Genomic DNA, 18,837 nt, shown 5'->3' with positions numbered 1-18,837 from the left:
GATAAAACAGATGAAAACAAATTTTTACCTCATTATACTGGCAGCTGTTTTAATCACAGTGAGCCCATCATGTCAGAAAGGATATCTGGATAAAAACCCTTTGTCTGGTCCTTCTGATGAAACTTTTTTTGCGAACCAGGATGAACTGCTTCTTGCAATAAATGGTCTTTACAGATACGTGTCTTATTCTCCTCTTGACGGAATGCCTCTTAACCTGACCATAGATGATGGAACAGATATTGGCTGGGACCGTAACAACAGCGCATTACAAAGTCTTGGCAAGAGCAATCACGATAGCAACAATAGCTATGCGAAAGACATCTGGACAGAAGCATACCGCGTAATAGCGAAATGTAACTTTGTACTGGACAATATAGAAAAGGTGAAAGATAAAACCACACCAGCCATATTTAACCGGTCGAAAGCTGAAACCCGGTTTATACGTGCCTATACCTACCAATACCTGGCAGACTATTTTGGAGGGGTACCTTTGGTAACCAATATGCTGAAACTGGAAGATGCACAGATTGCCAAAACCCCGAAAGAGGGTATTGTTGATTACGTAATAAAAGAACTGACAGAATGTGCCCCCGACCTTCCATTAACTTACAGCGGAGCAGAAGTAGGAAAGGCAAGCAGAGGGGCTGCATTGTCCATTAAAGCCCGTACGGCACTAAACAACGGTAGATGGGCTGAAGCCGCCGAGGCGGCAAAAGCGGTTATGGACCTAAAGATCTATAACCTGCACAATAACTTTGGTGCCCTGTTTAGTTATGCCGGGCAAAATTCCAACGAGGTTATCTGGGCCTTTCAATATCTCCGTGCTTCAAAAACCAAAACCCACTCTACACCCAATAACCTCCTGTCGCGCAACGGACAGGGATTTTCGAACAAAGTGCCGTCACAGTCGCTGGTTGATGTGTACCCTTGCACCGATGGCTTAAACATTGATGAATCGCCACTTTTCAATCCAGCAGAACCCTATAAAAACAGGGATCCCAGGCTTGGATTTACCATTGCCTTACCAGGATCAGTTTTTTACAATTATCAGTTTGAAACGCATCGTGACAGTTTAAAATGCTGGAATTACAATACCACACCTGCAACACGGGTAGACAACCAGGAGGCCATCAATGCTTTTGCAACCTTTACCGGCTATTGCTGGAAAAAGTATGTAGACCTGGAAGACAAGCCCGACCGCACCAATTCGGAAATCAACGTGATCCAGATCCGCTATGCCGAGATCCTGCTGATCTATGCAGAAGCAAAAAATGAGCTCAATCAGCTGGACCAGACCGCATACGATGCCATCAACCTGATAAGAACGCGCCCGAGCGTAACTATGCCAGCCATTACTGCAGGTAAAACACAACAGGAATTCAGGAGTCTGGTCCGCAAAGAACGGCTCTATGAGCTGGCCATGGAAGGTTTCAGGATGTCTGACTTGCGCAGATGGCAGATTGCTGAAAAAGCCATGACCGGAAATTTCTATGGCAGGGTACAAAGAGGATTGGTGGCAGCGGCGCCACAAATTGATGAGAATGGCTTAGCTGATTATTCGGCAGTGCCCAACCGTGCAGATATGAGGGTGATAGAGGTACGCACTTTTAATAAGGACAGGGACTATCTTTGGCCAATTCCGAATATTGAGACGGTTACCAATACAAAATTAATCCAGAACCCCAATTATTAATGTCACATATACCTATCAATATGAAATCTTATCTTTTAAATACCCTGCTGTTTGTTACCGTGTTATTGGTTAAACCGGTATACGCCCAGCAACCTTTACGCCCCGAGTATGACATCTGCGTTTACGGGGGTACTTCTTCGGGTGTAATTGCTGCCTACACCGCAGCTAAACTAGGTAAATCTGTCCTGCTGATCGAACCGGGAAAAAACCTTGGAGGGATGAGCTCCGGAGGTTTAGGCCTTACTGATATCGGGAACAAATATGCCATTAGCGGTTTGGCCCTTGATTTCTACAGAAGAATTGGTCTGCACTATGGCAAATTTGAACAGTGGATATTTGAGCCTCATGTTGCTGAAAACCTTTTTCTCGATTACATAAAAAGGGCTAAAGTGGAAGTTTTGTATGAAAACCGTTTAACCGGCCTAACCAAAAATGGTAAACTGATTACAGAAATAACATTGGAAAACACAAGGAACGCGAGACCCGGAAAAAGGATCAGGGCCAAAATGTTTATTGATTGCTCTTATGAGGGCGACCTGATGGCAAAAGCTGGCGTGTCCTATGTGGTAGGCAGGGAGGCAAATGAGCAGTACAAGGAAACATTTAATGGCGTCCAGTTGATGACAGGGCATCAGCTTCCTGATGGAATAGACCCTTACAAAACTCCTGGCGATGCATCAAGCGGTCTGCTCTGGGGAATCCAGCCAGGTGTTTTGGAAAAAGACGGCTCGGGTGATAAAAAAGTTCAGGCCTATAATTTCCGGATCTGTTTAACCAATAACAAAAACAACCTGGTCCCTATCACCAAACCCGAAAACTATCAGCCTGAAAGATATGAACTGTTGCTTAGGCAAATGGGAAAAAGACCATGGAAATCACTGCAGGATGGTTTTATATGGAGCGGGATGCCCAATGGAAAAACAGACATCAACAACAGGAACGGCTTTTCGACAGACATGATTGGAATGAACTGGGAATATCCGGATGCCAGCTATAAAAGAAGGGCAGAGATTTGGAAAGCACATGTCGATTATACCAAAGGGCTGCTCTATTTTGTTGGCAATGATCCGCGTGTTGCGGAGCACATCAGGGCAGAAATTAAGCAATGGGGATATCCAAAAGATGAATATACAAGTAATGGAAACTGGTCTCACCAGCTTTACATACGGGAGGCCCGCAGAATGGTTGGCAGCCTGGTCATGACCCAGCACCATTGTCAGGGAAAAGAACTGGTTAACGATGGTGTGGGCACGGCTGCTTATACGATGGATTCCCATAACTGCAACAGGCTGGTGGTAAATGGAATGGTAAAAAACGAAGGAAATGTAGAAGAAGGGGGTTTTGGCCCCTATCCTATTTCTTATCGTGCAATTGTTCCTAAAGCCAACGAGGTCAGTAATCTTTTGGTGCCAGTTTGTTTGTCGGCCAGCCATATTGCTTACGGTTCTATCCGCATGGAGCCTGTTTTTATGGTGCTTGGACAATCTGCCGCTGTTGCAGCTGCGCAGGCGATAGACCAAAAGCAGACCGTACAACAGGTTGATGTTGCAGGGGTGCAGGCTAAACTTAAAAACAATCCACTGGTTGACGGGAGCATTCCGGAAATCCTGGTAGACAACAATGATCCGTTAAAAGTGCAGAAAACAGGCAGCTGGGAAGTACAGCTCCGCGGTGGTTATGGGCCTGATTACTACTTAAGTGAAGAGGGACAATCGGGCGGAAAAATAAAATATATTCCCGAGGTACATACAGCTGGCAAATATGAAATTTTCACCTATTATCCCAAGCAAAAAAACGGAGCAGCGGTAACTCAGGTCAATGTTTATGATGGAAAGAAAACCAAAGAGATTTTAATAGCAGATGAGGAGGTTAAGGTACTGGGGCAAACCTCAGGTGAGTGGATAAGTTTAGGGCTGTACAAACTGGGTACCGGAAAGCAGGCTTATATTGAAATAGCCAATAAGGGCAATAACGGACGGGTTGTTGCCGATGCCATTTTGCTGGTACCCAGATAAAACAAACTTCTCCCCAAAAATAAGTAAATCTAAATTTGCAACCCAATTGGGATTTGTACTCTTGCGCCGGAGAGTTGACAGAGTGGTCGATTATGGCAGTCTTGAAACTGTTGAGTGTAATAGTTCCAGAGATTCGAATCGCTCACTCTCCGCAAAAAAAGAGCCTTAAGGGCTCTTTTTTATTATTGTAACAAACGGGATCAAAGGTTTAATATTTCTTTTGTTTACTGCATCAGGCTAACGCGGCCTTGATTGGACATTACAGTTTATTGCTGCGCTTTAACTGTATTTAGATAGCTCCTTATATCTGTTTCCAACTTTCCAGGATATTCATAACCTAGTTTTTCGGACAATTCGGTGCCAATTTCCGAAACCAAATCTGCCATTGCAAATAAGGCATTCCAGTTGTCCGCAGCATCGCTTCCCGAAAAAGTTTTTTCCACTTTTGCCCACATTTTGACGTTCAGGTATTTTTTAAAAAGTCTGCCATACTTATTGGTTGTGATGTTCCAGTGGTGCTGGCTTGCAATATACCATTCCATTAAAGGCACTAAATAGTCAGTCCTGATATTGTTTTCCGACATAAATTTGGCATAGAACAGCTCATCTCTTGCAAGGCATTTTGCCACATAGGTAGTGTCCCACCAAAAATCATTTAAAAGCTGTTTAAATTTCTCTTTTGCAGGCTTTTTTATGATGGAAACCTGATAGGTAGGTTGTTTCAGCTTTTGCGTTATCCCATCTTTATCGATCAGCACTTTATAGCCAATATCCCAATCTTCAGGAAGTTCATTCTGACCGGCCTCTGCCAAAAAACTGGCTTTACTGTACAATTTAAAATCAACTTTCATACCGTCATCATACAAAACCATTTTCATAGCATGTTTGAGATCAAAACACGTTTCATCTTCTTCGATCATCGCAATGGACTTTCCAAAATTGTGTACCCAATTATTGTCGGAGATATAACCGGCATTGTGCTCTAAAACGAGTTCAATATCCAAATCGCTAAATTCATCTACAGGTGCTAAAGGATTTACAAGCGAACTTGTGAGCAAGACCGCCCTGACATCCTTATTGTTTTCCGACCAATCAATAATGCTTTTTAATTTTTCTTCCCTTAATTCCATTTGCTACTTATTTCCATTGTCAATACTCCCTTTACGACAATCATACTCCTGCCGAGGTGATTTATAGTCTGGTTTTAAAAAACTTAAATTTCGTATTGGCTAAAATTAACAAAAAGAAAGCACTGGCAATAGCTGAACTGGCTAAAAACCCCGCAGGCTTGCCAGGCAAGGAGTTGCGGGGAGGCAACCGCTACGTTACAGTTCTTTATCCTCGAACATTTTTGCGCCGCGGGTATTTTTTTGTACGGCAATCGCCGAAAACATGCTCAAACAGAATGCCATGGCATAAAAACCTTTTTCACTAAGCGCAATATCTGCATTCCACAAACCGATGATCACAAGAACCATTGCGGCAATGGTGGCAAACCAGCTCAGGCTGTAGTAAAGATCGGTAACAGGGAGTCCCTCAGCCCGGTCCCTTACACTTTTTTGTACAGAGATTACGGCAAACAGGCCAAATAATAAAATGGTAAGGTAATAACCTTTTTCGTTCAGTTCCATACCGGCATTCCATAAGCCAATGCAATACCCTACTGCCCCGGTCAATAAGGCAAACCAGGAGGCGCCAATAAATGCAGCGGTTGGTTTAAACGGATTTCTAAGGTTCTCGCCATTTTTAACGACCGGCGATTTTTCTTCTGTTCTTTGTTGTAGCGGTTCCATATTTATTTTGTTTTTGATTAATAGGAAAGCGAATGTCGGATGTAAAACAGGACTATAAAATATATTTATTTACGTCACCAGTTACTCTCTGCGCTTAGCCTTTTCTTTACAGGTTTTGCTGAAGAGGCAATCAATTTATTGCAGGAAGCGCTTTTCAACACAAAACATACATCCAAACCGGAAGATATTGAGGACTTAAGCATATGTCTGACCATGTTTTTAGCTTTGCGTAATGATCGGGGAAGTTTGAAACAACTGAGTTTGCTGACGCGTACCGATGCCTGGTACGAAAAAAAAATGGGGATGTTATGGACCATCCGAAAGCATCTGATGGAAATTCTGGTCCATGCGCAGTTTTCCAACATTGAGCTTGCGATGTCGAGGCTGAGCAGTTTCCGGCGGCGATATAAAAAATACCTGCTCAAAACTTCAGAGGAACGCGTATTATTTTACCTGAGACTGGTTGAAAGATTCCTGCTTAAGCCCGATGTGATTTTTGAAACAACTTATAAAAATGCAGTTTTAAAACAGCTGGATAGCCCGGAAAATAAGGATATCTTCACTTTGAGCTTTATCGCCTGGCTGATTGCAGGCTGGGAGAAAGAAACAGCTTATAAAGTTGTTCTAATGCTTGTAGATCCAGATTCCTGATTGCGTTCCACTCCCTATCTGGCTTTCAATATTACTGTATCAAAAACCTTTCACCTTTTCCAGTCATAAAACTGACCACTCCCTTGCCATGGCCTGAGCCCTTACCTGCACTGTTAAAATATTTCTGGAGACAGGCCTGTGCTTCCTTGTTTTCACCTTCCTGCAGCAGCTGCTGCAAGCCTTAAGATGACTGGCCGCATCTGTACGATTTGGGTTTTCCAAAGACCATAGCACCCCCATTCGTCTATTGCCCAGGGGCGCCGATTGGGTAAAGTGCAGGGCTGGGGCCTTGAATTTTATTTCCTGATCGCTCTGCCCAAGCAAGGTTAAACTTTTGAGCATGAGGATTGTCAGCAGAATAGCTTTTGTATAGATAATCTTATCATTTTTTTAGTATAAAAGTCGTTTTATAAAAGCAGACAGAACTATTCAACACCTTCGACAATCATTTTTCTGATAAGTGTGATCTGGCCTAAATGGTAATAGCTGTGCTCTATCATCGCTTCGACATTCCTCAACCAGGTTTTATACTTTTCTTCTACAAATACCAGCGCTAATGTTTCGTCAGACAGTTGGGCCACCCTATCAGAAAAATGCTCCGCATTAATTAAAAACTCATTCACAAGTCTAAGCCAATCTTGTTCTGTCTTTATTTCCGGCAGGTCGAAGCTATATTTATCTTTTATATCCAGTGCTCCGCCATTGAGTACTTTCAAAACTCCGGCTAAATAATAATTAACGTGAAAAGTTAAAGCCGCAATTGTATTCAGGGTGCTAACCTTTTGTATGGCTTGCTGCCAGGACACCATTGACAACTGCTCTTTATAATTGGTATTGGCGATCCAGCGTCCGTTCAAAAATACTTCTCTCAGCCTGTCGGCTATAATTTCAGCTCTGCTCATTCTGATTTAATACTTTAAGGTTAAAGTATCCAAGATACAGATTATTTAGAAATGGAAACCCTGGCGATTTTATATTCATTAAATGCCATAACGATGTTAAAGCCAAGGAATAGTATAGCTTCCGAACTTACTTTAAGCCGGTTCGTATCAATTCCGGCAACAGCAGAAATAAAAAGTGTGGTAAAAACCATTATCGCGGCTACAAATAAACTCATAAATGCCGAGCGGAAAAGCATGGTCACACGCAGGATGTTTCTTTTAAAGAAGCCATCCGGATTGCGAATCAATTGCAGCAGGTTGATAAAAATGAAAATCCCGATCAGCAATATATAACCGTTCATGTAAATGCCGCCTGTGTTCCAATCGGGCAGGTTAAAATAACCCTTACTCACAAAATATGTGATGATCAGGATAGTGATCAGTGTTTTAACGACAGTCCAGCTTCGTTTATCTGCCAAAAGCCTGTGCCATACCGGGTACTTTAGCGGGTCAACCAGCTTTGCAGTTCCCATTAACCGGGCAGAAGGCGCAACAAAAGGATTAAATATGCCAATGGCCATCAACATCAGTGTGCTGTAGAATTGAAAAAAAGCATCTCTGATCAGGAGCGTGATGCGTTCCTCATTCAGGATGACATCGTTTGAATAAGTAAAAATCGACAGGCAGATGAGTATAATCACGATGACATGAAAACATACCCCATAATAATTAACGATTCCAATAACTGGCCGGTCCCCTGTTGTGTTTGGGTCAACCGGCTGTTGTCGTGCCCATTGCTCACTTAAACTGCTGCCCAAACCACGTACAAAAAGTGCAATGGCCAGTATAAATACCATAATTACCAGCAAGGCAGTTATTATGCCGGCTGCTTCAGTACCAAAAAAGCTAAATGTGAATATCAATCCAACTATAAAAAGTGTGATGTATCTATAGCTTATTTTTTTAAAACCATGTGCACTTAGTAATACAGTGTAAAACAATCCCACAAATGCGCCAACCAAGGCAGAGGTTATGAGTTTTAAAATTAAGTTTCCGATCATTATCGCATGGCTTAAAACACAAAAAGAGCCTGTAAGGCTCTTTTTTTTGCGGAGAGTGAGGGATTCGAACCCCCGGAGCTATTACACTCAACAGTTTTCAAGACTGCCGCAATCGACCACTCTGCCAACTCTCCGGCGCAAAAGTACAAATCCGGATTGGTTCTGCAAATTTAGATTTACTTATTTTATGATTTGCTTTGTAACAGCGTGATCTTTGCTTATTTAAAAAGACAAAAAAATAAAGGGGCTGCTGCCCCTTTATTGATAAGCCCTTCTTAAAAGCGTCAATAACTTTTACAAAGATCTGAGCAATGATAAGATCGTACCTACGGTTTTATTGGCAAACTGAAAGGTATCGTTAGCTACAGTGCCAACTGTAGCTGTTATGGGCTGTAGCAATGCCCCTAACCATCCATTTAAAAGCGCACCGCCTTCAGTTTTTGTCATTTCCGCGGTGTTTAATTCTTCAACACCGAAATTGTTAAGTTCGAGTTTGTTCATGATGTTTAATATTTGATTTAACCCTAATTTAACAACAGCCAGAACAGAATACCTCATGATACAGGTGTTCATTCCGTTCATTATCTGTCCTCTTAACGCCTACTGTAAGCATTAAGCCCTTGCAAACTTCCTCGTCCCTGCTACACATAATATCACCCCTATTGTAACAGCCAACATTCCAGCACTTACTTTTTCATGAAGCAATGAAGCAGCCAGGGCCAGTCCGAAGAACGGCTGCAGGAGCTGTAACTGTCCTACTGTTGCTATCCCCCCCTGTGCTAATCCCCTGTACCAAAAGATAAAACCTATAAACATGCTGAACAAGGATACATAGGCCAGGCTAAGCCATGCTCCGGTTGTGATACCTTCAAAAGAAGATGGCATATAACGAAATGTGAGGGGAAGCATTACAGGCAGTGAAAGTACCAAAGCCCAGGAAATTACCTGCCAACCACCTAAAGTTTTGGTAAGTCTGGCCCCTTCGGCATAGCCTATCCCGCACAGTACAACTGCCAAAAGCATCAGCACATCACCGGCAGCTGAAGCCCTTAGGTCTTGTGCAACGGCATACCCTACCACTAAAAGGCTCCCTACAACAGAGAAAAGCCAGAATATGGGCCGCGGACGTTCAGCACCGCGGATGATCCCAAAAACAGCTGTTGCCACTGGTAAAATTCCTATAAAAACGATAGAATGGGCAGAGCTGACATATTGCAATGCCAGCGCACTCAATAAGGGAAAACCTACTACTACCCCGAGCGCTACGATTGCAAGGGGCAAAAGCTGCTGTTTAGCTGGCCGCTTTTCTTTAAAAACCAGCAAGGCAATGAGTGCAAGTATGCCGGCAATGGAAGCTCTGGCCATGGTAATGAATACCGGATTAAATTCTAAAACTGCTATCCTTGTTGCGGGTAAAGACCCGCTAAACAATACCACACCTATAAAACCGTTTATCCAGCCCTGTGCGGTATCTTCTTTTACTTTAGTTGCTCCTGTCATGATGCTAAAATTTTCAACCCAAAAGTCGCGGAAGCACAACAGCAAACACAGATACAATTTTTAATATTTGAATGGACACAATTATATTTGTAAGGTGAAGAAAGACTTTTTATACAACGAAATAGCAGGTAATATTGCCGATAAGATCAAAACAGGTGTTTTAAGGGCTGGAGAGCGTTTATCATCTGTAAGGACATTGAGCAGGGAACATGGGATCAGCATAAATACGGCGAAAAGAATATTTCTTGAATTGGAAGCTCAATCCCTGGTGCAATCAAAACCTCAATCGGGTTATTTTGTAAGTCCGCTAAACTACCTCAAGCTTCCTTTGCCTGAAACGAGCCAACCCCTCCCTGTTGTCAAAAACATGGAACCAAATGAATTGATTGACAGTGTTTATTCCAACATGGCGCGAAATGACCTGACCCTTCTTTCTATTGGGGTACCCTCAGGCAATCTTTTACCCTTGGCAAAATTAAAGAAAGAAATCGTTCTGGCCACAAGGGCGTTGAAAGAAGGCGGCACAGCATACGAGCCTTTACAAGGAAACGTAAAGCTTCGAAGAATGATAGCTGTCCGTTCGTTGGCCTGGGAGGGACATTTGAAGGAAAGTGATGTGGTAACCACCAATGGCTGTATGAACGCATTGGCTTTATGCCTTATGGCACTAACCAAACCAGGTGACACCCTTGCCCTGGAAAGCCCCTGTTATCCGGGCATTTTACAGCTTGCAGTAAGCATGGGACTAAAAGTACTGGAAATTGCCACACACCCTGTTACGGGAATAGCTATCGAGGCGCTGGAAAAATTGCTCCCTGAAATAAATGTATGCCTGCTGGTACCGAATTTCAATACACCTTATGGCTATTGTATGCCTGATTCGCACAAAAAAGAAATTGTAGCACTTTTGGCCAAACATAATGTTCCACTGATTGAAGATGATACTTACGGTGACCTTCATTTTGGCGCTGAACGCCCAAAATGTTGTAAGTCTTTTGACAAAGAGGGCAATGTTTTGTGGTGTGGGTCAGTATCTAAAACGCTTGCTCCCGGTTACCGTGTTGGCTGGGTTGCCCCAGGTAAGTATAAGGATCTGATATTAAGATTAAAACTGGTACACGCCTTATCTTCTACCTCCGTTATACATGAAGCAACAGGAAATTTTCTGATGACGGGCAGGTACGACCATCACTTGCGGCAACTGCGTAAAACCTTACAGGAAAACTATCAGCGTTATGCCCTTGCCATAGCAGCACATTTTCCTCCGGGGACAAAAATAAGCAGGCCGCAAGGTGGACTTACCCTATGGGTTGAATTCCCAAATGGAATAGATACGGCAAAATTGTACAATTATGCGTTAAAGAAACAAATAAGCATTGCGCCAGGCCGAATGTTTACCCTTCAGGATCAGTTTCAAAACTGCATGCGGCTTTGTATTGGCCTGCCCTGGACGGAAGAACTCAATTCCACTTTAAAGCAGTTAGGAAGCCTTGCCAGGGTTTTATAACATACATGCAAAAAGAATGTCGCAAACACCCCTTAACATTGTCGTTTCCCCCCAGCATGGCTTTTAAACCCAGACGATACTTTTGTAGTACAAATTATAAACATCATGAAAAAAGACAAAATTATTTTCTGGACAGCAACAATTCTGATCTTTCTGTTTGAAGGAGTTATGCCCGCCTTTACATCACAAACTGAACTGGCTAAAGAAGGGATCAGACATTTAGGGTATCCCCAGTACTTTGGCAATGCCCTGGTTATATTTAAAGTGCTTGGTTCAATTGGCCTGATCCTTCCTCAAATTAAGGGGCGCCTCAAAGAATGGATTTATGCTGGTTTTGCGTTCGATTTTGTATTTGCCAGCATCAGTCATGCCGCCGTAGACGGTATAGGCGGACAGGCTATTTTCCCACTGGTTGTTTTGGGAATTCTGATGATCTCTTATTTTTATTATCATAAAATCAACAAAGCAGCCATTTAGCTGCTTTCAAAAACATTTTCCAGCTTCAATTGTAGTTAATTAAACTAACAATTAAGACATTAATCATGAAAGCAAAAACCTTATTGGCCATAATTCTGCTTGGTTTTTCTATTTTCCAGGCTTGCCAAAATGCAAACAACAGTACAAAAGATGCTCAGAAAGCGGCAGTTGATTCGGCCATGGAGGATCATATAATTACAGATACAACCGCTTTAAACCGCGGGGCGGATATGTCGGTCTTTATGAACGAAGCAGCACTTGGTGGAATGAAAGAAATAGAGCTGGGAAAAATAGCGGAGAAAAAATCAACCAACCGACTGGTGAGAACCTTTGCTACCACAGTAGTCAGAGATCACAGTAAAATAGCCGAGCGTTTAAAAAAATTGGCGGAAAGCAAACGTATGACCTTACCCACCAGCCTTCCACAGGCGGATCTGGCGCATATGGAGGAAATGAAAAATATGCCTGCTGCGGAATTTGACAAACACTATATTGGAATGATGGTAAAAGATCATATCAAATCGCTTGACCTTTTTAAATCGGCAACCACATCTGGCGATACACCACTTCAAAATTTTGCCATCAAGGCATTGCGCACTTTGGAAGCACATTATAAAGCAGCTACAGATTTAAACGAAAAGTTGAAATAAATCAGCTTTGAGTTTAAAATAAGCACGTTTCTACAAAAGGTTGAAAAAATATTTTTAAGCAACTGTAGCAAATGTGATGGCCCATACGTCTATACCTGAATAATAGGATAACCAGATGGAGTCAAAAGAATTATTCAGGGAAATTGTAAAAGTTGCCGAAAGTCCGGATATGGATACCGAACTGATCGAAGCATTGACAAGTTTATGCTTTCAGGAGGAGAGCCTGGAACCTACAGATTTACTTTTCGTTTTCGGATCCAATGTTCAGCACCGGGAAATTGCAGACATCATCAGTTATATGCTGAATGCAGGTCTGGTTAACCAGGTTTTAATTACCGGTGGTGTAGCGAATTATAATGGGTCTTTCTATAAAAAAGAGGCCGAATCTGCCTTGATCAAATCTTATATACCATTGGAAAAGTATGCAGATAAGCAAATATTCACCGAGTGCAAATCAAAAAACACGCTGGATAATATTGTAGAAGCGCAAAAGGTATTCTCTTTTAAGAATATCCGGAGCATGACTTTTTTATCCCACTCTTATGCATCCACCAGGGCCTCACTCTGCCTGAAAAGATTTTTTCCATCGGTAATGCTGCATTGTATACCCCTGCCCTTACCTTCTGACTATTTAAAATATCCGATAAGCAGACAAATGTGGTCCAAGACCGAATACGGAAGGGGTCTGGTATGGGGCGAATATTTGAGGCTACAGACTTACGGTCAAAGGGGTGATTTCCCTATCACTGAGATTCGGGGGTCACTGGAGCACATTAAAGCCTTAACTGAACAGAAGTCGCTACATGTAGCTTAGCGGTCCTGCTTTATATTTTTACTCTCCCCCTCAATGAGTACAAAATTTTTAGCACCTGATTTACCCCCGGCATTCTTTACTACCGCATTCTGAACATTTTCCAGCCGGATAATGGCTTCTGCTCCAGTAGTTTCAGGAAGCTTCCAGTCGAGCACCTCGATGTCTGTTCCATCCTCGCACACCAGCGCTGGCCTCAGATCATTGCTGCCAAGGTTAAATTTGATGTTTTTCAGCTTAAGCCCTTTTACATGTCTTGCCCAGACCCCATATGCCGGCACCCTTGGCCCGAATGTCTTGACTTCCGGATATTGATCTATAGCTTCAGGAACAACCTGTCTGGCGTGTTCTGCCAATCCGCCACCTGCCAGACTGATCTCAATATTTTCAAGAGTAAGGTTGGTGATGTAATGTCCTGGTACGCCAGTGATCAGAATACCTGAAGGCGGCATGAGCTGGGCATTTGCAGCAGCATTTGCTTTTACATTGCGGATAACCACATTTTCAAAAGTACCGGTAGATTGTTTGGTATCGCTATTTTTGCGGAACACACTTAAGCGCGAGCCCAGGCGAAAAAGCATCGGGGTCCTTACCTCTTCCATGGTAATGTCAGAGATCTCTACATTACGCAAGTGCGCACCATCGACAGTAAGGAGCTTAATCCCTCCGTTACGTGTGTCGTAGATGTGGCATTTGAAGATCCTGATATTTTCGAAGGCTGCCATAGATTCAGTCCCCATTTTGATACCCGCCTGATGGCTTTTCAAACGGAGGCCGCTGACTTCAATATTTTTGCAGGCCATTTTGCTGGAAGTAGTTTTAAATACTAATGCATCATCGCCACTCTCTACATCACAGTTTTTGATCACCACATCCTGGCATCCGTCAATACCAATCCCATCGTTATGGGCCACCCCCACACTTTGAATTTTTACATTTTCTATGTGAAGGTTCCTGCTCTGAAAGTAATGGGAAGTCCAGGCACCGGCATATTTAAGGGTTACATCATTTACGGTTACCCCATCACAACGTACAATACGTACCAGAAATGGCCGCAGACCCCAGCGCTGCCCCTCAGGCCTGGTGTCGGTAAGGATATGCCTCGCTTTGATGGCCGATCCTTGTCCGTCAATTGTTCCCGCTCCTTCCAGCCTGATATTTTTTACTTCGACAGCCACCAGAAGTGCCCAGCCCACGTCAATGCCCAGACCTTCGGTAAAAGGATCGAGGTTACGGTAATCCTTCAGGTCGGTACTGCCCAGCAATACCGCATTTTTTTCGAAATGAATGGTTACATTATCTTTCATTACTATAGTTCCTGACAAGAATTTTCCTTCGGGAAAGATGACTTTACCACCACCTGACTGGTTGCAGGCATCAATTGCTTTTTGTATGGCAACTGTGTTCAGGGTTGCACCGTCGCCAACGGCACCATATTTAAGAATGTCAAAATCAGCGGCATTTACAAAATTTGTAAATGCCGTGATCATCCATAAACCAAGTATTATTTTAAGTGTCTTCATGGTATCATTGTGCTATAATTTCAAAAATGGAACTGCTAAGCGGAGCTATTTTTCCTGAAGAAAGGTTTAATCCTATATTCATCAGATAATCGCCACTAAAAACCTTTCCGTCATCAGGGAAAGTTGATCTGGCATCAGGCAAGAGGTTAATTTCTTTTATTCTGTAACGTTTCAAAGGGTCGAGTCCCTGCAAGAGTACTTTGCCCATATATTCCTTTCTGCGAAAATTGAGGAGATAACTGAAAAGCACAGCCCTGTTTTTGTCTTCACTGGCATACATCAAAACAGTCCTGTTTTCCTCGTATGGCGAGACTAGGCGGTACAGATCGCCAAACCAGATCACATCGCTGATCTGCTTGTAGGTTTTAACAGCCTGGTTACTGAATTTAATTTCCTGTTCGGTAAGGTTCTTTACCCTGATGTCGTAACCCATTTTACCCATCATGGCCACATCGGTACGGAACTTCAGTGATTGTTTGCCCATTGAAGTTACGTGGCTGGAGACGGTTAATGCAGGGAAAAAGTTGAGGTAACCCCATTGTATAAATACCCGCTCCAGACCATCGGTATTGTCGCTCGGCCAGAATTCAGTAAAGTACTTCAGACCACCATAGTCTACCCTGCCCCCACCACCTGCGCAGAGCATAATTGGCAGGTGTGGATGTTTTTTTCTTAAACGTTCCAGTATCTGATAGAGCGCCCGGTTATAATCGATAAACAGGTTGCCCTGGTTTTCTTTTAAAAATGGAGAATAGGTATTGGTGAGCATCCGGTTGCAATCCCATTTGATAAAAGCGATTCCGGGGTTTTCGGTAACCAGATCATTCACCATATTGTAGATGAAGTCCTGCACCTTAGGATTAATCAGATCCAGAACAAGTTGATTGCGGGAGTAAGCTTCCTCCCTATTGGGAAGTTTTAGGATCCATTCGGGGTGCTTTTCGTATAATTCACTTTTAGGGCTTACCATTTCCGGTTCCAGCCATATACCAAATTGCAGTTTTTTTTTGTTTGCCTCGCTAATAAGGTAGCCGATACCGCTTGGCAGTTTCTTTTTGTCAACCTGCCAGTCGCCTAAAGCTGTTTTATCTGCATCTCTCGGGTATTTATTGCCAAACCAACCATCGTCCAGCAGGAAGAGGTCTACCCCCAGCTTGTTTGCCCCATCAAACAGTTCAACCAGTATGTCCTGATTAAAATCCATATGCGTGGCTTCCCAGTTATTCAGCAGTGTTAAACGAGGTTTATTGCCATCAAGCACCCCATAGTTACGGGCCCAGCGATGCAGGTTACGGCTGGCCTCCCCTTTTCCTTTTTTGCTATAGGTGAATATAAATGCAGGAGTCTCAAAAGTTTTGCCAGGCTGTAATTTATATTCAGAAGCGTAGGGATTCATGCCGGTAACCAGACGCAGACCGTTTTGCTGATCTACTTCAAATGAGCATTGAAAATTGCCTGACCAGGCCAGGGTTCCGGCGATGAGTTCGCCATTATTTTCATCGGATGGCTTATTTAAAGAAAGGTAAAAACAAGGAGCACGGTACATGTGTGCGCGGCTGCCTAATTTACTATCAAGTACCTTTATACCTGTGGTTAGCTGACTTTCTTTCATTCTCATTTCGGTCATATAATCACCGTCGAACTGACTGAGCCAATACTTTGAGGCATCAAAATGCAGCATGGAAGAAGCATAATTGGTTAAGGTAACCGGTTTCTTTTCGTTGTGCTTAATCTCCGTCCATTCTTTAATGATATCTTCATTATAATAAGCGGTGAAATGCAGCAATACTTCTACCGGGTATTGCGGGTCCTTTAAGCTGATAGAAGTGGTGCTTACATTGTTATCCTGCTTATTGATTTTGTGGCTGGTATATTTCAGATCCAGAGAAGGATTGCCATCGCTATGCACCATCCTGATTGCGGGTTCAAATAAATCGCCCATCCCGGCCCCGATATAAGCTTCACGCCTGGTTGCGGTCAACAACGACTGGTCGGATGGATTAATTAATTTCTGACCAAGATAGCTCTGGTAAAGTTTTTGAGCCCCTGATACCGTAAAAATCAAACTGGTATTTTTTGTTGCAATGATGATCTGTTTGTCTTGCTGGGCAGAAACACTGAAGAAAATTCCAAAGATACAGAGCAGGCAAAACAGGTATTTTATTGAATTGTTCATTTCAGCACTATAGTTTAATGAGTTGCGTAGCCCCTTCTTTTATCTTGTACTTATAATCTTTCCCATCTTTTTTAATATTGATGAGCAACATATTCTTCCCGGTCCTGGATACTTCCAGATCAAACACATTTCCAAATGCATGAATGTGACGTAAAGCCATATTGTTCCAGTCTTCCGGCATTCTTGGAACGCATTCAAAACTCCGGAAACCTACAGGGCGCATGCCAAATAAACCTTCAGTAAATATGCGGCAATAAAGACCGCTTTCGGCAGATAGATGGCGTTGGTTACCCTCAGGGTAAGCCTCAACGGGATAAGGCACATGATCGCCCAGGAGTCTGCGGCGCGAATAATATTTAATAAAGTCCATGGCTTTGCCAGTTTCACCAGCCTGCAATACGCCTCTTAATGCATATAAAGTAGATCTGTCCCAGAAAGTTTCTTTACCGGCTTGTGTAGCCAAACCATCGGCAGTCCATAGCCTTGGCGAGAAAAGCGCATCAATGGTACCCTGCTTTCTGTCGAAGATCCCCACGGTTAAGGGCAGGCAAATCCAGGCCCTGAGTACATCGTTTCCTTCGTAATATTTATAGGTTTCAAAACCTTCGACGTTGCCACCAAAGTATTTCTCCATATTTGCCTTTAATGCATCAGCCTGCTTATGGTAGGCATCTGTCTGGCTTTTAGGTTTACCAAGCGCCTGCCCCAGCATCACTGCCGACCGAAGGGCATCATAATACAGGGTGTTGGTAGACAAATTGGCCTTTCCGGCAGGAAAACGGCCTTCCAGTTCATCTTTATCAGAGGTAACCACCCCCTCTGTGTTCATTTTTCGTTTGCTGTATTCCAGGCACCACTCAATTAAAGGCCATAGTTTACGGGCAGAATCTATATTCCCTGTGGCCAGGGCATACCGGGATGCGCCGTAGGCAATCATGGCCTGGTCACCCCTGTCACCCGCGCCTTTCCATACGGCATCTCCTTCAGCTACAATGGAGCTTGGAATTGCTTTATAATCAGGATTCATATACCTGGCAAACCAGGCGTAGGAGTTCATGGCAGAAAGGTGTCCGATCCTGTCGCCCGAAAAAGCAAAATACGGATTGACGTATTCGGCCTGATCGTTTGCCCAGATAGCGGCATAATAAGCCAGGCCACCGGGGCCGTGCATATAACCGCCCTTTGTTTTGTAAATACTTTCGGTGGCCCGCAGTTTGGCAAATTCAAAAGCAGTGTTCAGTATCTTGTCCGGTGTTTCCAGCTTTAATGGCCCCTGAATCTCTGCTATTCTTGCCATTCTTTTTTCCTCTTCTTTGTCTGCATTAATAGCAGGCAGCTGTTCCGGGTGGTCTGTTGCGAGGTAATAAACTGCAAATGTTGCTGATTCTCCGGGTTTCAGCATCCGGTTTCCCTCTCCTATTGTACCCATGATGACGCTATGCGATTGTCCCTTGCTTCGTGAAGCATCTGTTCTGACCTCTCTCTTGAGATATTCCATGGCGACAGGCAAATCTGCTCCCGAAACATTGGTAAAAACAAATTTTTCGATAGCCATAGGCTGATCAGCTGAAGGGAAAAAACTGCGTGTTATCGTGGCTAGTACAGGGTTTCCGGTTTCGGCACTTACGCGCATGATACCCTTTTGATTGATATTTTTGATGCTGTAGCCTAAACTACCTGATTTACCACTTTTAGCGACACCAAAATCCAGCAGCCTTTTATTGATGTAAAACCTTGGCAGTTCATTGTCCTGAAAGGAATAACTGATATGGGACCTTGTACCATCAGGAAGCATCCTGAACGTTGGAAATACGATCGTCCTGTTTGTTTTTGACCGTTTAATGCTATCTAATCCATATTCAACCCATATGGCTACCTGCTCTCCCGCCATCTCGATATGATCGGTATGGGGAATGCGCTTATCTATATTCCATGTAATGCTTCCATTCGGCTGTATTGCCCAGCGATCCGTTTGTTTAGGTAAAGGTGTTTGCTGTGCATATCCGGTAGTTAATTTTAGACAAAGGAGGGCAATCAAATACCTGCCTCGCATAAAGATTCTGTTCATGTTGTTTTGGTTCAAATTGGCTAACGCAATT

Annotated in this window: 17 protein-coding genes and 1 tRNA gene; 7 read left to right on the top strand and 11 right to left on the bottom strand. The window is 43.2% G+C overall.

Annotated elements, in window-relative coordinates; genetic code table 11:
* The first annotated feature begins 10 nt into the window (after positions 1-10).
* Complete coding sequence (locus tag ABIE26_RS04545; RefSeq protein WP_310139556.1) at positions 11-1,693, top strand: RagB/SusD family nutrient uptake outer membrane protein; 1,683 nt, start codon at positions 11-13, stop codon at positions 1,691-1,693.
* Between the two features lie 20 nt (positions 1,694-1,713).
* Positions 1,714-3,708, top strand: coding sequence for an FAD-dependent oxidoreductase (locus tag ABIE26_RS04540; RefSeq protein WP_310139557.1), 1,995 nt, complete (start codon positions 1,714-1,716; stop codon positions 3,706-3,708).
* A gap of 266 nt (positions 3,709-3,974) precedes the next feature.
* Here ABIE26_RS04540 and ABIE26_RS04535 read toward each other — a convergent pair whose 3' ends face one another.
* Together ABIE26_RS04535 and yiaA are read right to left on the bottom strand one after the other, a co-directional pair.
* Positions 3,975-4,838 (bottom strand): AadS family aminoglycoside 6-adenylyltransferase, encoded by an 864-nt coding sequence (locus ABIE26_RS04535; protein ID WP_310139559.1) that lies wholly within the window; start codon positions 4,836-4,838, stop codon positions 3,975-3,977.
* Positions 4,839-5,033: 195 nt separating this feature from the next.
* Positions 5,034-5,501: an inner membrane protein YiaA gene (yiaA, locus tag ABIE26_RS04530; RefSeq protein ID WP_310139561.1), complete on the bottom strand. Its 468-nt coding sequence runs from the start codon at positions 5,499-5,501 to the stop codon at positions 5,034-5,036.
* A gap of 213 nt (positions 5,502-5,714) precedes the next feature.
* On the opposite strand from yiaA, the gene ABIE26_RS04525 reads away from it, so the two are divergent.
* Entirely contained in the window at positions 5,715-6,152 is a 438-nt protein-coding gene (locus ABIE26_RS04525; RefSeq protein WP_310139563.1) for a hypothetical protein, read from the top strand.
* Positions 6,153-6,215: 63 nt separating this feature from the next.
* On the opposite strand, the gene ABIE26_RS04520 is transcribed toward ABIE26_RS04525, so the two are convergent.
* From ABIE26_RS04520 to ABIE26_RS04495, 6 genes are all read right to left on the bottom strand, one after another.
* Positions 6,216-6,494 (bottom strand): hypothetical protein, encoded by a 279-nt coding sequence (locus tag ABIE26_RS04520; protein WP_310139565.1) that lies wholly within the window; start codon positions 6,492-6,494, stop codon positions 6,216-6,218.
* A gap of 83 nt (positions 6,495-6,577) precedes the next feature.
* The gene (locus tag ABIE26_RS04515) at positions 6,578-7,054 is read right to left on the bottom strand and encodes a DUF1572 domain-containing protein (protein ID WP_310139567.1); all 477 of its coding nucleotides are present in this window, start codon (positions 7,052-7,054) and stop codon (positions 6,578-6,580) included.
* A 41-nt stretch (positions 7,055-7,095) separates the two neighbouring features.
* Positions 7,096-8,094, bottom strand: a complete 999-nt coding sequence (locus ABIE26_RS04510) for a hypothetical protein (RefSeq protein WP_310139569.1) — start codon at positions 8,092-8,094, stop codon at positions 7,096-7,098.
* Positions 8,095-8,143: 49 nt separating this feature from the next.
* A tRNA-Ser gene (locus tag ABIE26_RS04505) sits at positions 8,144-8,228 on the bottom strand.
* A gap of 160 nt (positions 8,229-8,388) precedes the next feature.
* The gene (locus ABIE26_RS04500) at positions 8,389-8,595 is read right to left on the bottom strand and encodes a hypothetical protein (RefSeq protein WP_310139570.1); all 207 of its coding nucleotides are present in this window, start codon (positions 8,593-8,595) and stop codon (positions 8,389-8,391) included.
* 111 nt (positions 8,596-8,706) lie between these two features.
* Complete coding sequence (locus ABIE26_RS04495) at positions 8,707-9,594, bottom strand: DMT family transporter (protein WP_310139572.1); 888 nt, start codon at positions 9,592-9,594, stop codon at positions 8,707-8,709.
* Positions 9,595-9,688: 94 nt separating this feature from the next.
* Here ABIE26_RS04495 and ABIE26_RS04490 point away from each other — a divergent pair, with 94 nt between their 5' ends.
* The 4 genes from ABIE26_RS04490 (at position 9,689) to ABIE26_RS04475 (ending at position 13,042) form a co-directional block, all read left to right on the top strand.
* The gene (locus tag ABIE26_RS04490; protein WP_310139574.1) at positions 9,689-11,101 is read left to right on the top strand and encodes a PLP-dependent aminotransferase family protein; all 1,413 of its coding nucleotides are present in this window, start codon (positions 9,689-9,691) and stop codon (positions 11,099-11,101) included.
* A gap of 105 nt (positions 11,102-11,206) precedes the next feature.
* Positions 11,207-11,578 carry a DoxX family protein gene (locus ABIE26_RS04485; RefSeq protein ID WP_310139576.1) on the top strand — a complete coding sequence of 124 codons (372 nt, stop codon included), beginning with the start codon at positions 11,207-11,209 and terminating at the stop codon, positions 11,576-11,578.
* Between the two features lie 65 nt (positions 11,579-11,643).
* Complete coding sequence (locus ABIE26_RS04480; protein ID WP_310139577.1) at positions 11,644-12,228, top strand: DUF4142 domain-containing protein; 585 nt, start codon at positions 11,644-11,646, stop codon at positions 12,226-12,228.
* Between the two features lie 115 nt (positions 12,229-12,343).
* A complete protein-coding gene (locus ABIE26_RS04475; protein ID WP_310139578.1) occupies positions 12,344-13,042 on the top strand; it encodes a YdcF family protein in 699 nt (232 codons plus the stop codon).
* On the opposite strand, the gene ABIE26_RS04470 is transcribed toward ABIE26_RS04475, so the two are convergent.
* Genes ABIE26_RS04470 through ABIE26_RS04460 form a run of 3 tightly spaced genes read right to left on the bottom strand, consistent with a single transcriptional unit; the run spans position 13,039 to position 18,806 of the window.
* The gene (locus ABIE26_RS04470) at positions 13,039-14,562 is read right to left on the bottom strand and encodes a glycoside hydrolase family 28 protein (protein ID WP_310139580.1); all 1,524 of its coding nucleotides are present in this window, start codon (positions 14,560-14,562) and stop codon (positions 13,039-13,041) included. The two genes, ABIE26_RS04475 and ABIE26_RS04470, sit on opposite strands and share 4 nt — an antisense overlap.
* A 4-nt stretch (positions 14,563-14,566) precedes the next feature.
* The gene (locus tag ABIE26_RS04465; protein WP_310139581.1) at positions 14,567-16,738 is read right to left on the bottom strand and encodes an alpha-galactosidase; all 2,172 of its coding nucleotides are present in this window, start codon (positions 16,736-16,738) and stop codon (positions 14,567-14,569) included.
* 7 nt (positions 16,739-16,745) lie between these two features.
* A complete protein-coding gene (locus ABIE26_RS04460) occupies positions 16,746-18,806 on the bottom strand; it encodes a hypothetical protein (protein ID WP_310139582.1) in 2,061 nt (686 codons plus the stop codon).
* Positions 18,807-18,837: the final 31 nt, after the last annotated feature.

Origin of the sequence: Pedobacter africanus, assembly GCF_040548825.1 — a bacterium.
Taxonomy (GTDB): domain Bacteria; phylum Bacteroidota; class Bacteroidia; order Sphingobacteriales; family Sphingobacteriaceae; genus Pedobacter; species Pedobacter africanus_A.
This window is presented reverse-complemented; position numbering and strand designations above follow the sequence as displayed.

Coding starts and splice junctions, on each gene's coding strand:
- ABIE26_RS04465 (WP_310139581.1), bottom strand. CDS start 16,738: ATGAACAATTCAATAAAATACCTGTTTTGCCTGCTCTGTATCTTTGGA.
- ABIE26_RS04525 (WP_310139563.1), top strand. CDS start 5,715: ATGTTTTTAGCTTTGCGTAATGATCGGGGAAGTTTGAAACAACTGAGT.
- ABIE26_RS04545 (WP_310139556.1), top strand. CDS start 11: ATGAAAACAAATTTTTACCTCATTATACTGGCAGCTGTTTTAATCACA.
- ABIE26_RS04540 (WP_310139557.1), top strand. CDS start 1,714: ATGAAATCTTATCTTTTAAATACCCTGCTGTTTGTTACCGTGTTATTG.
- ABIE26_RS04515 (WP_310139567.1), bottom strand. CDS start 7,054: ATGAGCAGAGCTGAAATTATAGCCGACAGGCTGAGAGAAGTATTTTTG.
- ABIE26_RS04480 (WP_310139577.1), top strand. CDS start 11,644: ATGAAAGCAAAAACCTTATTGGCCATAATTCTGCTTGGTTTTTCTATT.
- ABIE26_RS04475 (WP_310139578.1), top strand. CDS start 12,344: ATGGAGTCAAAAGAATTATTCAGGGAAATTGTAAAAGTTGCCGAAAGT.
- ABIE26_RS04470 (WP_310139580.1), bottom strand. CDS start 14,562: ATGAAGACACTTAAAATAATACTTGGTTTATGGATGATCACGGCATTT.
- ABIE26_RS04520 (WP_310139565.1), bottom strand. CDS start 6,494: ATGCTCAAAAGTTTAACCTTGCTTGGGCAGAGCGATCAGGAAATAAAA.
- ABIE26_RS04495 (WP_310139572.1), bottom strand. CDS start 9,594: ATGACAGGAGCAACTAAAGTAAAAGAAGATACCGCACAGGGCTGGATA.
- yiaA (WP_310139561.1), bottom strand. CDS start 5,501: ATGGAACCGCTACAACAAAGAACAGAAGAAAAATCGCCGGTCGTTAAA.
- ABIE26_RS04485 (WP_310139576.1), top strand. CDS start 11,207: ATGAAAAAAGACAAAATTATTTTCTGGACAGCAACAATTCTGATCTTT.
- ABIE26_RS04460 (WP_310139582.1), bottom strand. CDS start 18,806: ATGAACAGAATCTTTATGCGAGGCAGGTATTTGATTGCCCTCCTTTGT.
- ABIE26_RS04535 (WP_310139559.1), bottom strand. CDS start 4,838: ATGGAATTAAGGGAAGAAAAATTAAAAAGCATTATTGATTGGTCGGAA.
- ABIE26_RS04500 (WP_310139570.1), bottom strand. CDS start 8,595: ATGAACAAACTCGAACTTAACAATTTCGGTGTTGAAGAATTAAACACC.
- ABIE26_RS04510 (WP_310139569.1), bottom strand. CDS start 8,094: ATGATCGGAAACTTAATTTTAAAACTCATAACCTCTGCCTTGGTTGGC.